13 protein-coding genes are annotated in these 15,993 nt (G+C 44.6%); 6 read left to right on the forward strand and 7 right to left on the reverse strand.

The window, feature by feature from the left end; genetic code table 11:
* Positions 1–159: 159 nt before the first annotated feature.
* From F6J90_RS43810 to F6J90_RS30590, 3 genes are all read left to right on the forward strand, one after another.
* Entirely contained in the window at positions 160–780 is a 621-nt protein-coding gene (locus F6J90_RS43810; protein WP_366513920.1) for an RRXRR domain-containing protein, read from the forward strand.
* 112 nt (positions 781–892) lie between these two features.
* Positions 893–1,219, forward strand: a complete 327-nt coding sequence (locus F6J90_RS43815) for a hypothetical protein (RefSeq protein ID WP_366513921.1) — start codon at positions 893–895, stop codon at positions 1,217–1,219.
* A gap of 363 nt (positions 1,220–1,582) precedes the next feature.
* The gene (locus tag F6J90_RS30590) at positions 1,583–1,756 is read left to right on the forward strand and encodes a hypothetical protein (protein WP_293102471.1); all 174 of its coding nucleotides are present in this window, start codon (positions 1,583–1,585) and stop codon (positions 1,754–1,756) included.
* A gap of 29 nt (positions 1,757–1,785) precedes the next feature.
* Here F6J90_RS30590 and F6J90_RS30595 read toward each other — a convergent pair whose 3' ends face one another.
* From F6J90_RS30595 to F6J90_RS30605, 3 genes are all read right to left on the reverse strand, one after another.
* Entirely contained in the window at positions 1,786–2,250 is a 465-nt protein-coding gene (locus F6J90_RS30595) for a GIY-YIG nuclease family protein (RefSeq protein WP_293102474.1), read from the reverse strand.
* A 154-nt stretch (positions 2,251–2,404) separates the two neighbouring features.
* Positions 2,405–3,601, reverse strand: coding sequence for a GNAT family N-acetyltransferase (locus tag F6J90_RS30600; protein WP_293102476.1), 1,197 nt, complete (start codon positions 3,599–3,601; stop codon positions 2,405–2,407).
* Positions 3,579–3,701, reverse strand: coding sequence for a hypothetical protein (locus F6J90_RS30605; protein WP_293102479.1), 123 nt, complete (start codon positions 3,699–3,701; stop codon positions 3,579–3,581). Before F6J90_RS30605 ends, F6J90_RS30600 begins: the two co-directional genes overlap by 23 nt.
* A 683-nt stretch (positions 3,702–4,384) precedes the next feature.
* Here F6J90_RS30605 and F6J90_RS30610 point away from each other — a divergent pair.
* Positions 4,385–6,271 carry an ATP-binding protein gene (locus tag F6J90_RS30610; protein WP_293102482.1) on the forward strand — a complete coding sequence of 629 codons (1,887 nt, stop codon included), beginning with the start codon at positions 4,385–4,387 and terminating at the stop codon, positions 6,269–6,271.
* The gene (locus F6J90_RS30615) at positions 6,265–6,423 is read left to right on the forward strand and encodes a hypothetical protein (RefSeq protein ID WP_158026270.1); all 159 of its coding nucleotides are present in this window, start codon (positions 6,265–6,267) and stop codon (positions 6,421–6,423) included. Before F6J90_RS30610 ends, F6J90_RS30615 begins: the two co-directional genes overlap by 7 nt.
* 170 nt (positions 6,424–6,593) lie before the next feature.
* Here the strand turns inward: F6J90_RS30615 and F6J90_RS30620 are convergent, their stop codons facing one another.
* From F6J90_RS30620 to F6J90_RS30635, 4 genes are all read right to left on the reverse strand, one after another.
* On the reverse strand, positions 6,594–7,406 hold the full coding sequence (locus F6J90_RS30620) for a GAF domain-containing protein (protein ID WP_293102492.1): 813 nt from the start codon (positions 7,404–7,406) through the stop codon (positions 6,594–6,596).
* A gap of 239 nt (positions 7,407–7,645) precedes the next feature.
* A complete protein-coding gene (locus F6J90_RS30625; protein ID WP_293102494.1) occupies positions 7,646–9,862 on the reverse strand; it encodes an ATPase domain-containing protein in 2,217 nt (738 codons plus the stop codon).
* A 66-nt stretch (positions 9,863–9,928) separates the two neighbouring features.
* Positions 9,929–11,599, reverse strand: coding sequence for an ATPase domain-containing protein (locus F6J90_RS30630; protein ID WP_293102497.1), 1,671 nt, complete (start codon positions 11,597–11,599; stop codon positions 9,929–9,931).
* Positions 11,596–12,027: a hypothetical protein gene (locus F6J90_RS30635; protein ID WP_071103274.1), complete on the reverse strand. Its 432-nt coding sequence runs from the start codon at positions 12,025–12,027 to the stop codon at positions 11,596–11,598. The genes F6J90_RS30630 and F6J90_RS30635 overlap by 4 nt, the downstream gene beginning before the upstream one ends.
* A 1,119-nt stretch (positions 12,028–13,146) precedes the next feature.
* Between F6J90_RS30635 and F6J90_RS30640 the strand changes: the two genes are divergently transcribed.
* Entirely contained in the window at positions 13,147–14,319 is a 1,173-nt protein-coding gene (locus F6J90_RS30640) for a pyridoxal phosphate-dependent aminotransferase (RefSeq protein ID WP_293102502.1), read from the forward strand.
* Positions 14,320–15,993 lie beyond the last annotated feature (1,674 nt).

Below are 15,993 nucleotides of genomic sequence, written 5' to 3' on the forward strand. Positions count from 1 at the left end.
TCCCCAGTTCAAGCCTCTTCAAAACTATGTTGTTAGTTGCTGTTAGACAGGACATCTTGGATTCGGTGGTCAAGGGGACGGGACATCCCAAATACTTTTCTCGTGAGGTTTATCACCATGTTACGAGTTCCAGTTATTTCACCTGATGGCAAACCATTAATGCCTACAAAAGCTTCTCGTGCTCGTCGCTGGCTTGATAAAGGTTTAGCTGTCGTTTACCAAAACGATTTAAATGTTTTTGCTGTTCAGTTAGTCAATCAACCATCTGGCCAGCAAACTCAGGATATCGCTATAGGGATTGACCCTGGAAAAATGTTTTCTGGTATGGCTGTTCAGTCAGGTAATGCCACTCTTTGGACAGGACATCTAGTCTTGCCATATAAAACAATTCGCAATCGCATGGATACTCGGCGCATGATGCGTTCGCGTAGCGTTGGCTTCGCCGAAAGAACTCGTAGAAGTCGTCGAATAAACCGCAAAGTGCCTTTTTTGCAAAGGGCTCATAGACAAAAACGATTCTCGAACAGAGTAGGCAAAAAGGTGCCTCCTTCAATTCGGGCTAACCGTCAATTAGAAAACCGAGTAGCAAGAGAACTCTGTCTTTTGTATCCAGTAAATGCCATTGTCTACGAAGTAGTTAAGGCTAGAGGAAATAAAGGTTTTTCTCCTGTGATGGTAGGCCAATATTGGGCAATATCTCAGCTAGAAAAAATCGCCCCAGTGGCTCAGAAACAAGGCTGGGAAACCGCTTTAAAGAGAGAAGCGTATTTGACTAGTTAAAGACAAAGCTGACAAAAGTAGGCTTACAGTCAATACTCATGCAGTAGATGGAATAGCTTTAGCTGCTACCCATTTCTTCCGACGCAGAAATTACTATTACCGCAACGGCCAATTGAGTGTCCCACAAAACTGTACTGTAACTAACTCTTTGTTTTCCGTGATTAGACGAGCACCTATAAGTCGTCGTCAGTTACACCTATTACAGTTTTCCAAAGGTGGAAAACGACGCAAATACGGAGGAACGACTACTAGTCATGGTTTTCGTAAAGGGGACTACGTTGAAGCTCTCAAAGCCGGTACGACCTACCGAGGTTGGGTGAGCGGCGATACGGCAAGACAAGTTTCTGTTAGCGATATCAACTGGAAAAGACTCGGACAATTTACCGCCCGGAAAGTCCGACTTTTAAAACGTTCAACGGGCTTAATCGTAAACCACTAATTGGAGGCGCGGCTTTCCTCCCCATCCGTATAGGAATGGGGAGGAAAGCCGCGAAGAATTGATGAAAAATAACAACAGGAGTAAAGGAAGGTAAATCATGCCAGATTTAATGGCATGCTAAAACCACAGCCTTAGAGCCCTTGGTGTTAGCACCCTTGGTGAAGAACTACTCCTATGCTAGCCCAATCACTCTGACGGGGTGACAAACAGCCTTAAAAGCCTTACTGGGTGTGGGGTGTGGGGTGACGGGTGTAGGGGAAGATCAGGAGCTGGCTACGTTGCTAGGGACGGTTGAATCAGGTATATGACCGATTGTTATCGCACCGGCTCACTCCAAATTCCCTGTCTTGATGCAAAGCGCGAGTGGGGGAAACCACGGCAGTCGCTCATGGGGGGAACCCCCAAGACCGCGCTGCCTCCCCAAGACCGCGCTGCATCGCTTCTATTTTCCCCACCCCCCACACCCCACACCCCACACCCTGTATACTTTTTAGCCTTGTTGTCACCCCCTCAGCCAATCACTCCCCTATCGGGTAATATGTGAGGCTCCTGTGGGGTGAATAGTGTCAAAGAGATGATATATATCTCATCACTTCTGGAGTCGCATCAAACCACTCACCATAAATCCTAAGATGTTGGAACTTCCTGTGAAAATCGGTTTCCATCTTAGCACTTCCTGGGATAATTTTTATTAGTTCTAAAGTCGTTACACTCTTAGTTTCAAGCCCTCTAATCTTACCATTGGGGTTAGTAGTGTAACCGATCCGAATAGCATTGCGTCCCTTGTCTAAGATAAAGTAAAGCCTAGCTGGATTGTCTTCCTCAGGGCTGGATAGGCAGCTTTGTACTAAAATCCCTGTGGCTTTGTGCAACCGAATAAAGGTTTGAGCGTCACTAGCGTATTCTGGAAGCTTAGAACGCTCTACGGCCATGGTCATATAACGCAATGCAGCTGCGTGTCTTCCCTCAGACGCTTCATCCACAGCTAGGGCTAGCAGGTCATAGGGTGAGCATTGACGAAAATTACTCATTATTGTTGTAGTTGGGCTGAGCAATACCTTATTTGTATGCTAGGAATTGGTAATAATACCACACTTCATTACCTTGTGTCAAGCAAAATTTGGGAAATCTGATCTGTGCTTTGTGCAAAAGGCGCGTTTATTCAAAATACTCCTCAACTGCTCATCAATCCGGAATCTGAAAGTTAATCTCCCGCTTGGTAAAGGGCAAATCTTGATTAATAGCCTCAATTTCCTCAAGTTCCATTAGGTTAACCTCATCGATATAGTTTTGAAAAATCCGGTCAAAGCGTTTATCATAGAATCGATGAACACTATAGTTAGCAGTTGCTGGGAAACCACGACGCTTCTTGTGACGCCCACCAGCACCAGGGTCAAACATGGTTATGCCCTGGCTGATGGCCCACTCAATCGGTGCATAGTAACAGGCTTCAAAATGTAAGCAGTCAAATTCTTCAAAACAGCCCCAATAACGACCATACAGATGATTCCCCTTATTTATACAAAAGGACATTCCCACTGGTTTTTGGTCATCCTCCTCCCGGTAAGCAGCAATTAGTACCACTCGCTGACGGTAGTTAGGATACAATTGCTTAAAAAACTGGCGCGTGAGATATTTGCTACCCCACATAAATTTATCGCAGGTGCTGCTGTAGAAGCTGTAGATTAACGGAAACAAGGATTTTTGAATCTCATCCCCCGTTAAGATTTTCAGGGTCAGACCTGCTTTGGCTACAGCCTTGCGTTCTCGTTTAATATTGCGGCGTTGATTGGCATTAAAGACCTTGAGGTAATCCTCAAAACTGCTAAAGCCTTGGTTTTGCCAAATATAGCTGTGATGTAGCCAGCCCTTAAAACCATTGCGTTCAATTACTGGTCGCCAATCGGGGTCAACAAACAAGAAGTGACAACCAGACAGATGATTGCGATCGCAAAAATGATCGATAGCACTTACCATGATCTGTGTCAGCTCATCTTCATCTTCTCCCGGTGCCATCAAAAACCGATAGCCTACCGCTGGGGTAAATGGTGTCATCCCCAATAACTTCGGATAGTAGGAAATACCCAAGCGATAGGATAAATCCGCCCATTGTTGGTCAAAGACAAACTCTCCGTAACTGTGACCTTTGACATACATAGGTGCAGCAGCTATCAGCTGTCTATCTCGCCACACCGTTAAGTGATTGGGCAACCAACCGGTTTTAGCAGTAGCACTGCCAGATGTTTCAATAGTATTCAACCACTCCCACTCCAGAAAAGGAGTCAAAAGGGGTTGGGCAAGGTCATCCCAAGCGGATTGGGGAATATCTGCCATGCGGTTGACCCAGATAACGGAATAGTCAAGTGATGGTTGTTGAACCATTGGGGTAATCTAGGATTAGGGGAACTTGAGATTGGGAAAGTCTTAAGTCTGTTCGCGTAGCGTGGCCATTCGCGTAGCGTGGCCAATAGGCCAAGGCCAAGTTTGAAACAATTCCTTCGATCAATTCCTCAGAAACTGAAATGTTTGTTAGCTTGAGCCTTAACGTTTTTACCGTTTACTTCAAGTATTTAACTTCAACTTTTCTTTGATGAGTCGAGGGAGTTATCAGACGAGATATGACCAGATATCCCGTCTCTTAGTTTAAGTTAAATTAACTTGACACCATAGGCACGCAAAGTACCTGCACCAAACCAGACCCCATCAGCGAGAGCCACTTGGTTTTCCAGATGGACTAGAAAGGTTCGCAAATCTTCTGCATAACACATCTAGTCACAGACTTCAAACCCTGAAAGTCTTGATAGTCAAGGAAAATCTTGGGTAGATGTATTCTAATCCTCCAAGCTATCCATGTATGCCTTTGTCTTCCTATCTGGCTTTAAATGGTCAGAAACCTAGTTGAGAATGGCAGTGAAAAAGTACTCAAATGAACTGGATTTATTTGGGTAAGTTTCCATAAACTAAATAGAGGGAATCAAGATATCAATCTGAGTACCAAGGTTGTAGTGAGTCATTGTAAACAAACCCCATTATCTTGCGGTTGGGTTGTTCTGAGCCATCAATACCAGACGAATTATGGTTAAGCCAGGTCCATCCTCCTTTCGTCGCATTCTACTTTCGCGCCTTCTGCTGTTAAGTGTGCCAGTATTACTAACAGGAGTGTATGTGACTTACACAAAGGCACGCTCATCGCTGTTGGACAGTGCTCGCCAAAATCTTACCGAAAGTGCTGTACTCCAAGCACAGAGGATTCAAGAGTCAATTGCTGCCCTGAAAGCCAACTTGGTCAGTGCCAGTCAAGCTGTAGCCCTAAAGTCGGAATCCCCAACCGCCTATCAAAAATTTGTAGAACAATTGGCTCAACTGTTACCACATCAGATCGATTGTGTACAGTTGATGGAGCTACAGAGCAAAGCAATCGCCGCAAGTACCTGTGCTAACCAATTGCTAACTAACCGACCGACTTTTGTATCCTCGGTGCAGCAAAGTCAATCATTCACTAACCGTTCTCAGGTTGAGGTAACCATACTACTCCCATTACACCCCTCAAGAAACCCCTCAACAACTTTAACTAGCCAAGTCTATCCCCCCAAGTCCACCAGTAAACTCAAACTAGTCCTTAGTGCGCCAGTCTATAACCGATCAGGTCAACTCCAGTATGCCCTGATCATCCAGTCAGCTCTGCTACAGACACCAGCCTCACAACGGCAGATATTGTCGAGCTATCCGGTAGTGATGAACCAACAAGGGAAAGTTTTGACTCATCACTATCAAGAGCCAGTGGCAGACAAGATCACAGACAAGATCAATCGGCAACAAGAACAAGAGGGACTCAAAAGGGTTCTCGGAAAAGCGATCGCACAGGAACAAGATGTTGCTGAACCGTCGTACTTGATTAAAAACAGCGTGGAATTAACCGCTGGGTATACCTCAATTCCAAGTCCGATTACTGCTGAACTAGGTCAAAAGTGGGTGATCTTAGCGGTTACCCCGGTTGATATTGCTTTGGCTGGTCTTAAAGAGATTCAGCAAGTTCTGCTAATCTTCACCTGTGGCTTGATTGGGGCAACCCTATTGGCAACCATTTATGTTGCTCGGGAATTAGCTCGTCCTCTCGAACAACTCAGAGACTACGCTCTAAATCAATCTCAGTTCCATTCCCAAGACCGTATACCCCAAAACTTCAAAATTAGGGAAGTTAACCAATTGTCGGAAGCTTTCGGTGGGATGATTGAACGGATGAAACATTGGGCAGAAGAACTCGAAGCTACTTGGAAAGAAGCCCAAACTGCTAATAAGTTCAAGAATGAATTCCTCGCGAATACCTCCCATGAACTGAGAACTCCCCTGAACGCCATTATTGGTTGTTTGCGACTAATACGGGATGGTTTCTGTGACAACCGGGAAGAAGAAATCGATTTTTTACAAAGGGCTGATCATGCTGCCATGCATCTGCTGGAAATCATTAATGACGTTCTAGATATGGCGAAGATTGAAGCTGGTAAATTATCGGTAAAAATTGAGCCGATTTACCTGTGCGACTTGCTTGATGAAGTCATAGATTTACAGACTGTTCCCATTCAGCAGAAAGGTCTTGAGTTTCATACCAGCGATTTGCATCAGGGGATTATCGTGCCTGCTGATCCAGCTAAGCTCAAGCAGGTTCTGATTAATGTTGTTGGTAACGCCGTCAAATTTACAGACTATGGCAGCATTACGATTAAGACCCGAATTGAACCGCTATCCCTATCTGAGAAAAAGAAAACTGTTGCCAAGGCTTCTGATCTAACTTCTAATTCACAGGTTGTGATTATTGTTAAGGATACAGGTATTGGCATTGATCCCACTCAACAGAAAAAACTATTTCGTCCCTTTGTGATGGTTGATGGCTCGACCACTCGCCAATGTGGTGGGACAGGGCTTGGTCTAGCTATTTCCCGGAATTTAATGGAAATGATGGGAGGTAGTATTACCCTGTTCAGTCCTGGAGAGGGTAAGGGCAGCACCGTTAAAATTACCTTGCCGATCATAGATGGAAAAAGGGAATGTTAATTGCTCAGGGGTTGACATCTCAACCGAATGCTGGCCTAAGCATTCAGCCGTCAGCTATCAGCCGTCAGCTTATTTTATTCAAAAGCACCATTAGTAGCGTACGCTATGGGCAGAAACTGTTCGGTGTAGCGTGGCCACAAGCCTTTAGCTGATAGCTGATAGCTGATAGCCTTTAGCTGATAGCTGATAGCTGATAGCTGATAGCTGATAGCTGATAGCTGATAGCTGATAGCTGATAGCTGATAGCTGATAGCTTACATGCTGGTTGCCTTTGATACCCAACTAAGCTAGCGCTCTAGTTAGGGACTTTTTGCAGATTCTGTTAAATTGAAGAACTAGTAATCTGTTGCGCCAGTGAGCTGATAACCTTCAATTGTTCCTCACCAAAAGCGTCTGCTTCTGGACTAGCAATGGTAATTAGACCCTTGATTTTATAGTCATGAATCACTGGCACGCTCAGAAATGACCGCACTCCTGCCAAATCCAAACCCCCAGATACTATCCCCACTACCTGCCCGTCGTTACCAATCACTGGTAAAGAAACCACGGCAACCCACAGGTTACTCTTGGCCCGAAAAACTGTTGATATATAGGTGCGTCCCTTGATAGCTTGTTGAAAATAGCGGCGATCGGAATAGTCTTTACCAATTAAATCTAATTCTGGGGCTTCTGGGTAGCGATAAATCATCACCCCCTGACGATTGATTACACTCCAGCCCGCCAATCCAGCCATGGCGTTTTGCATCAGGGTGCTCTCTCGTAGTGCTTGCCCTAAGGCAGCAACATTTAGCGATCGCGTTTCCGAACAAAATGCTAGAAAACTCAGGGTAACAAAGAGTCGCTTCAGGTCATTTTGGGCTAAATAAGCGACGGTTTCTGGGGCATCAGTTTCCTGTGATGCCACTAACTCCATCTGAATTTGGTCAGGTTGAAGGTCTAGGTCAGTTAAGCTAGCCAAGGTAATCAGTGCCAAAGCTCGCAATTGCTCAGCCGCAGTAGTAGTTGACTGCTGACCTAGCACAATAAGCAACCGAGTCTTTTGCTCTTCTAGGAGTAGCATACCATAAATTGGTGGGTCAATGGTTGCCTTGATTTGGTCAAAGGTTGTTTGCCACACCGGTTGCTTGCCTGTCATAATTTTTGAACAAAAATGTTTTTATATTAAGGGGCAATGATATATTCTAAAGGGGATATAGCCTCAGAGCTAGACCATATTTCTCAAACAAACTTATAAATATAAGACTAACGGCTGAGAATAGTTGATCAGTTCCTAAATGTTGGTATTTTGCGCGCGTCTTTCTGGAGTGGTCGATAGCAAACGTTTGTTCCGACACGCTGATTTCGCTAGATTTTCTGGAAGCGTCTAGAGATTTTCTACTGTTTGGGAAATGAATTGTGATCGATAATCTTTGATTGAGATGAGGTGCTCTCAATCACAATCCCCTTAGTGGGGGAGATACTGTAAGGGTAGGGACGCTGATCTGCCTTAGCCCCACGAATTTTAGTAATTCGCAGCCAATTTTTGTAGCCAATGTCTTCTCCGTGATTCATTTCATCCCAGTCAGGTGAATAAAGGTCTACTACGAGATCATAAAGGTTCAGTAAATTGTAGCGATCGCTTTTTTCGATTCCGTCCTGAGCAAAAATATCTAACACTGCCACATCAGGCTGACGGAGTTGGCGATTTTTGCGGTAGACCAGCTTAATAAATTCTCTAGGGGTGCAGCTGATTAGTAGAGGGGTGAGGGAGTCAAAGATTACTCTACAGGGTTTAGGCATCTGCTCGAGCTGTTGGGCAATCCTGAGCAAAAGCATCTCCGGGTCATTCAGATTCAGGTGTACAGAGGTTGCTGGCAATGTCTCTACCATGGGACTAAAGGTATCGAGGATCACCAACTGCCCTGCTTCCAGGTAGGGGTCAGGGAGTAATCCCCAAGTTGGGAGGGTTTGATAAACTTGCTGCCTAGGAATATCGGCACTAATATATAATACTGATTCTTGGCGATGCAAGCCTGAGAGCAAAAACTGATAGGCTAGGGTACTCTTACCCAGTCCGGGAGCGCCCTCCACCAAGCAAGCGGTGTTATAGGGGATTTTGCCTGGGAGCAATTTTTCGAGTGACCCAAACACTAAATAGGGAGCATCCTCAATAAATTTTAATGATTCGGTGGTTGAGGGGGGAGATATTTGGCTGGCACTGTACAATATCTCAATACCGTTTTCTGTGATTGCCATGCGGTGAGAACCACAGACATGGTCAGATGCTCGCATTTTAAATACTTCTAGATAGCGATCGCGTCTACGACCAACCAGTTCTTTTGATAGCACAATCATGCCATCGACAATGGTTTCTTCCACACCAAACCTGGATAGGTGTCCAGTTTCATGAGCAGGGATACCTGAGATAAATATACCCACTCCACCGATTTGTTGCATCAGGGTTGCTAATTGGAAGGTTTTTTCTCGCTGGATGGCTCGGTTATTGACTTTGTAGAACAAGACTGATATTGAATCCACCACAAAACGTTGAGGCTGGAAGGAGGCGATTTCCTGAGCAATTTGATCTAGGTGTTCTTCAACCCGGATGTTAGTTTGGGTAACAAAGACAATGCGCAGCATTTCCTGTTGAATCAGACGTTCTAAGTCCCAACCAAAACCGGCTGCCATCTGGGACAGATGAGAGGGGGTTTCCTCAAAAGAAAAGAGCAAGCCTTTTTCCCCTCGGTCAACTCCAGCCATGAGAAACTGTAGGGCAAAGGTAGTTTTACCAGTGCCAGCAACTCCCGAGAGGATGATTGAACGACCGTAAGGTATACCCCCCCGCAACAGTTGATCCAAACCCGGAATTCCCATCACCATACGCCCTGCTGGAACTGACCAACTCACCGACTTTTGCCTGAGGGTTAGGGTAGGGCTGAGAATCCGCACCCCCACATTATTGATCACAAAGGGAAATGGTTCCATATAAGGTGCCAGACCCCGTAATTTATGAACCTGTAACCAACGGCGTTGCTCCCCTGCCTCCTCATGGGTCGAAAGGTAAATGATGCCATCAGCCAAAGCAAATTCTGCACTGTGGTTAATCTGGGAGCGTTCGGATTCATTCACTAAAAAAGTCGTGCAACGAGCACTGGCGAGGCGAACCGATAGTTCGTAGCAAAAACGGCGGAAGTCACCACTTTTTTCGGTCAGGTCAGCAATGGCCTTAAAAGAGTCAATGACTATAACTTCTGCTTGATGTTGATTGACCAAACCCACTATATGATCCGCCAACCTAGGCATCGGTTGTTCAATTAAGAATGAGCCAATATCACTATAGATCACCTGCTCACCAAATATTTGAGCATCGAAGAATTGGAAGTGCTGCATATAACGCACCACCTTAAGGGTTGGCTCGGAAAGGGTACTGAGGTAAAGAGCTCTCTTATGGGGTTGGTGCTTGATAGTGTTAAACAGAATCTGCTGCACCAAAATTGTTTTGCCAGTGCCAGGAGCCCCTGCCAAGATATTCAATGAGTAGATGGGAAAGCCACCGCCCAAAACGGCATCCAGATTTGGCACTCCTGTAGGCATTAATTTGATTTTGGGCATTAGTCATTAGCCATTAGTCATTAGTCATTAGTGGTAAGTTAACTAATAATCAATCAAAATAATCAATCAAATCGTAGCTTTGTAATAGGTTGTGTTCTGACGTTCCCAGGTAATTACCATACCCTGCTGCTTGAGATTGTCTAACTCATGGAGCAAGTCTTGAGGGCTGAATCCAGTGCGATTTGCTAATTCATTGATGTCCATCTCCTCCACCCCCTGCAAAATTTTCATGATATTACGACTCTGGTTAAGCAACTCCTTAAAGCCATTGTCATTCAAGTAAGTATTATTAAAGACAGGCATTCCAGTCAGCACACCAGTTTGAGCTTGAATCACCTCGTTGATGCGAATTCCATCTGAGGTAATTTCAAAAAACCGGATTTCTTTGCTGTGGGGCGCTCCCCTGACCTTCATAATGTTTATGGCTCGTCCAATGCGACCGGATAGTTCTACATAGCGCAAGAGGATAACATTATCTACCACAAAGGAGACGCCATGTTCACTCAACTGAAACGGTCCGAATAGCTCCCCAATTTCGTTGGTTACGATGGTGGTCACACCTTGAAGTTTCAACTGGTTCACTAAGGAGTAAATATAGTCTTTGTAGCGAACCTTATTTGGGGTGGCAATCTCAATATCCTTGAGAGAATCAAGCATAATCCGGCGAGCCTTAACCCTGTCTACAACAGCTTTCACCTTAGCAGCATGGATATCCGGCTGTAGTTCTACGGGAGAATCATACATATGCACTAGCATTCCCTGCTTTTCCATCGCCTCTAAATCCCAACCTAAGGACATGGCAATGGTTTTGAGCTGTTGGGGATTTTCTTGAAAGGTAACAATTACTCCAGGCTCCCCTTGGAGAATTCCAGCCACAATGAAGTGAAGTCCCATCAAGGTTTTACCAGTGCCTGCGCCTCCAGCAACCATAGTTGCCGTGCTATGCTGCAATCCCCCATCTAACATCCTATCCAGTTCAGGGATGCCAGTGGAAAGTTTTTGTTGGCTGACCTGGGTCTTCATCCATAAGTTTTTCAGCATCTTAATCCGGGGATAGACTTCTATGCCAGTCTGACTGATTTCAAAGGGGTGTAACCCGGTAAAATAATTTTCCCCCCTGAGTTTGAGCACATCTACATAACGCTGGAAGTGTAACCCCAGAGGCTGATTTTGCAGACGAATAATCCCATCGGCGATGGCAAAGATGGGTTGATGTTTAATTTCTTCGTCAGTGTATTCCCCTACTAAAAAAGCTGTTACTCCCCAAGTGGTCAGACGCACTGAGAGGTCGTAGCCAAACTTACGTACTTCTACTGGATCCGTTGCCAAATCATGAATGGCTTTGAAGCTATCAATGCCGATCAGCGCAGGTCGGTACTCCTTTACGTAATTAATAATGGCAGCGACCGCTTCTGTTAGACCCTGCTCTCGGATAATCTCGCCGATGTCGAGATAAATTACCGCAGTACCTACCTTAGTGGGGTCAAAAAAATCAAACTTTTGTAGGTAGTGCAGTAATTTGACTGAAGGTTCCGATAGGGTGACTAGATAAAGGGCTTTGTGCTCTGTACTAGCATTGGTGTATAGTATTTGCTGGGTAAAGATCGTCTTACCAGATCCGGGTGGCCCAGTGATGATGTTAATGGACAATTCCGGAATACCACCAGCGAGAATCGAGTCTAGACCAGGAATACTAGTAGGCAGTTTACCTAAGGGCTTTGTCCGAGGCCTGATCATATAAGTTTTTTCCCTTCAATTTCCTTGAGTAATTGTCTGACTAGAATGTCGCCCGTCAAGATGGCTAGAATATCGATTAGGGTTGTGACTAACTCTTTGAGGGCCTCACGAATTAACAACCGTTGTTCTGGTGAAACCTTTTTGCGAAACACCTCAAACGAAACTCCCTCGCCACTTGATTCTATGTAGCCAATCAGGGGATATTTTTCCGCTGTCAAAGCTAGAGATCTTTCCATAATCGACACTACTGTCACTCTACCTAAGGTCGGCATAATCCGGTTCCAGATCGTGGTGAGCAAATCTTCGTAAATGTCGATAACTTCTTCCTTACGGGCCTCTGTCTTCGCCTGGTCAACTTGATCCTGGACTGGCTGTTCAGCTAATGGTTGTGCCGATCGCATCTCCATTTCTCTATTAGGATCGCTCATCGCACTCTCCTCAAATTTTCGTGCCCAGTTAAGGTTAAGAAAACTATTAGTTCTAGCTGAGGGGGTTATATAATAAGCCCTGAAAAGCCCACTATATAAGGCTTTTAGGCCAATTACTCAGGCAAGATACAGACCGAAATTGACCCTGGATTCATTGTCTTGATGCAAAGCGCGAGTAGAGGAAACCACGGCAGTTGCTCATGGTTTTGGGTCTGTGTGCGGAACTTGCTTCCGCACCTTGTAAGCCCCGTAGGAACGGCAGTCGCTCATGGGGGAAACCCCCAAGACCGCCCTGCCTCCCCAAGACCGCACTGCCTCCCCGTGAGGCCACTGCATCGCTTTCTGGAAGCTTAAACCCTTATAACTAGGTGCAATTTCAGCCCAAAACAGCATGTATCTTTTAGGTGCGCGCCCGTTCGCGCCCCGCGTCGGCTTTGCCGGTAGGCACGACCCAAGGCCGGGGAACCCGGCCATTGGAAAGCCCGCAAAGAGCGAATTTAATTCTTAATGGGTCAAGCGCACCTTTTGTAACTTACTTATGGGCTGAAATTATTATCCAGTAAGGATTTAAGCTTACATGTCGCCCCCCCCAGTAGTTCTAGTCATGGGTATCTATGGATAACTACCAGTTTATCCCATCAATTTCCACAGCTTATTATATTATCAAAAGTAATGGGATTGGTTAGATCTTATTTAAGATTTATTTAAGATTTTTTTAGTAATACCGAATTAAAAACAAACAAAAATTAATACAAAAATATTTAAATATAATTAACATAACTTTTCTTTAAGGAAAAGTAAACAACGCCTTTAAGGATAGCAACACAATACTGAAGCAATAGAAAAATTTAGTTTTTTTTTATCTCGATTAACTTAGGTGCGCTTTCCGTGATGGCGAACGCGCCCCGCGTGACCTACGGTCAAGGGATTGCTCGCCATCACGGGTCGCACCTGCTGATACCAAATCCTGTTCCCATACCCCCCTGATCCGCATAGCCCTAGATTCCTGGGATAAAAAGATTTGGTCGATTTTTATAAAGGGGTAATGACCAAGCGGATTTGGGATGAGATTCGCTAGTATGAACCACGGGTACCTTCACTCAAAAAAAAGAAGAAACCATGAAAACCCTGACCTCCCGCATGGAGGCGGTGCAGTTGCCAGTCATTCCCATGGTTGGCGAACTGATCCGTAAATATCCTGAGACAATATCCTTAGGACAGGGGGTGGTCTATTATGATCCCCCCCCAGAGGCAATGGCAATGTTGCGTGAATTCTACAGCTTACCAGGTAATCATAAGTACAAACCCGTACATGGAATTGCGGCCTTGCGAGAGGCAATTGAGGCAAAACTGAAAACTGATAACGACATTGAGATCAATTCTGCTAACCGGATCGTTGTCACCGCAGGAAGCAACATGGCGTTCATGAACGCGATTCTAGCAATTACCACTCCTGGGGACGAGATTATTCTTCAAACGCCTTACTATTTCAACCAAGAAATGGCGATTCAGATGGCTAGCTGTCATCCAGTCCTGGTGCCAACTGATCAGAATTACCAGCTACGTCCGTCCGCGATCGCACAGGCTATTACCGACAGAACCAAGGCAGTAGTTACCATATCACCTAATAATCCTACTGGGGCGGTATATTCCGAAGAGGCATTGCGTCAGGTAAATCAACTCTGTGGCGATCACGGAATTTACCACATCAGTGATGAAGCTTATGAGTATTTTACCTACAACGGGGTGAAACACTTTTCCCCTGGTGCCTTTCCCGAAAGTAGTCAACACACTATTTCTCTCTACAGCCTCTCAAAAGCCTACGGTTTCGCCAGTTGGCGGATTGGCTACATGATTATTCCAGAACACTTGTTTGAAGCAATTCAAAAGGTTCAGGATACAATCCTAATTTGTCCCCCAGTCATTTCTCAGTATGGGGCTTTAGGGGCATTGAGTACTGGAAAAGATTACTGTCAACCTCATATTAATGCGATCGCGTCTGTACGACAGGTGGTATTGAACTCCCTGAAACGTCTAGAGGGTTTGTGTACCATTGGTTCTGCGGATGGAGCGTTCTATGTTTTCCTAAAAGTGGATACTCAGTTGGATGCTTTTGAGTTGGTACAGAGACTGATTCGGGAACATCGGGTAGCTGTGATGCCAGGTAGCGCCTTTGGTATTGAGGACGGGTGTTACCTCAGGCTTGCTTATGGTGCTTTGCAAAAAGAAACTGTAGCAGAGGGTATTGAACGATTCGTTGCAGGTCTTAACGAAATTTTACAAAAAGTTTGACCCAAGGGCAGGAGGTGCAAAAAATATTTTGTATAAAAATTGACTCACAAATTGCCCACAAGGGGTGAGGTATCAGACCAGTTTTTTTTCTAGTGAACCCACCAAGCAGGGGTGGGTTCATAATACATTTTGATTGAGACTGATGTCATCTAAACCTGCTTACTGGCTTGGTTTTGGCAAAGTCTGGTTAGGCGTTATTGATGCTTCTGTCTGGCAGAATCCACCATAACACCGGAGACAAAATCATACAGGAAATAGAAAAAATCAACACCAGTAATAGAACTTGGCTCAGTTCGCTATCCATAGGTCTTACCTCTTTACTATCGACTCAGGCTTTTTAAAGCCTCTAGATTTATACTTCAATATGAGTTAAGTGTATTCCGGATAACAAATTATGGGTAGTTCTTATGGTAAATATTTGTCTATTCTGGTGATACTTATAGTTAATTTATAATAAGTTTTATTGCGAATTCGGTGAAAGTGCGGTGCGACCCGTGATGGCGAGCAATCCCTTGACCGTAGGTCACGCGGGGCGCGTTCGCCATCACGGAAAGCGCACCGGGAAAGAAATATCATCCCAAATCCGGTTGACTAATTATCATTCTCAGGTAATCGGTAATTGATCAGTGGCCTACGGCCAAGCCGACGCTGCGCGAACGCGACCATTCAAAATTATCAATTAAAAATTAAAAAATACGGGCTTGTATACCTGTCAACAATCCCAAATTATTAAGCTATTTTTTTTAAAATTTTAATTGGGCATTTTGAATTAAAATAAGCATTAGTCTGATAGCTGACGGCTGATGTTTATGGGAACGTAAGTGGCGGCAAGTTGGATTAGTATCGTTTGCCCTTTCAGGCTGATAAGCCTTGGTATGAAAGGGTTTTAACTCTTAAGCTTGCCCGCTTCAGCACTCCGAAGGGGGAAAAAATCGCCTCAAACCAGAAAAAAGGTTGACAAACTGCCAGATGCTTACCTTTTTGTTATTCCAAGTCAGTAGAAATACTGAAACTATCAATTCGGTTGTTAAGACATTTAAAATTACCAGGCATAGTTAAGCTGGATAATTATCAGTTTTGTATAAAAATAGCCAATTTAAAAAGTAGCTTACCTGTAAGTATTCAGCCGTCAGCTATCAGCTAATGCGCTACGCGCACGCTACGGGAACAGCTATCAGGCGCTTTAACTGCATGGGGTCGGATTAGTAAAACGAGCAGGGATTTTCAACCAGTCGTATCAGCATCCCCCAGCTTGTTTACTATCTCCCGTTGATTAGCTGACGGCTGACTGCTGATAGCTGTTGGCGTAGCCTGCGCGTAGCGCATATGCTTACGCTTACCTAACGAATTATTGTTTTAAATATAATTAATATTATAATAATAAAATAAATAAAACCTTGCTTAAATTAATAGATACAAACCTGTAATTTTTGCGGTTTTTAAACAGTAAATAACGATACGATCAAGTTTTCACCGATGGGCTTATTCTTGCTCAAAGCTATTTTCAAGAGTAGACCTCTTGCAAAAGTATTTTTCTGATTGTGTTTGCGTCAATTATTGTACACCGATGATACCCAGATCTGCTGTTCCGGAGAACTGCCGCGAAGTCTAGTGTTTTAGCACTTTCCTCCAGATGTCTATTGAAGCAGTTTGGTATTTTGTGCATCACAACAA

It is taken from the genome of Moorena sp. SIOASIH (genome assembly GCF_010671925.1).
Taxonomy (GTDB): Bacteria; Cyanobacteriota; Cyanobacteriia; order Cyanobacteriales; family Coleofasciculaceae; genus Moorena.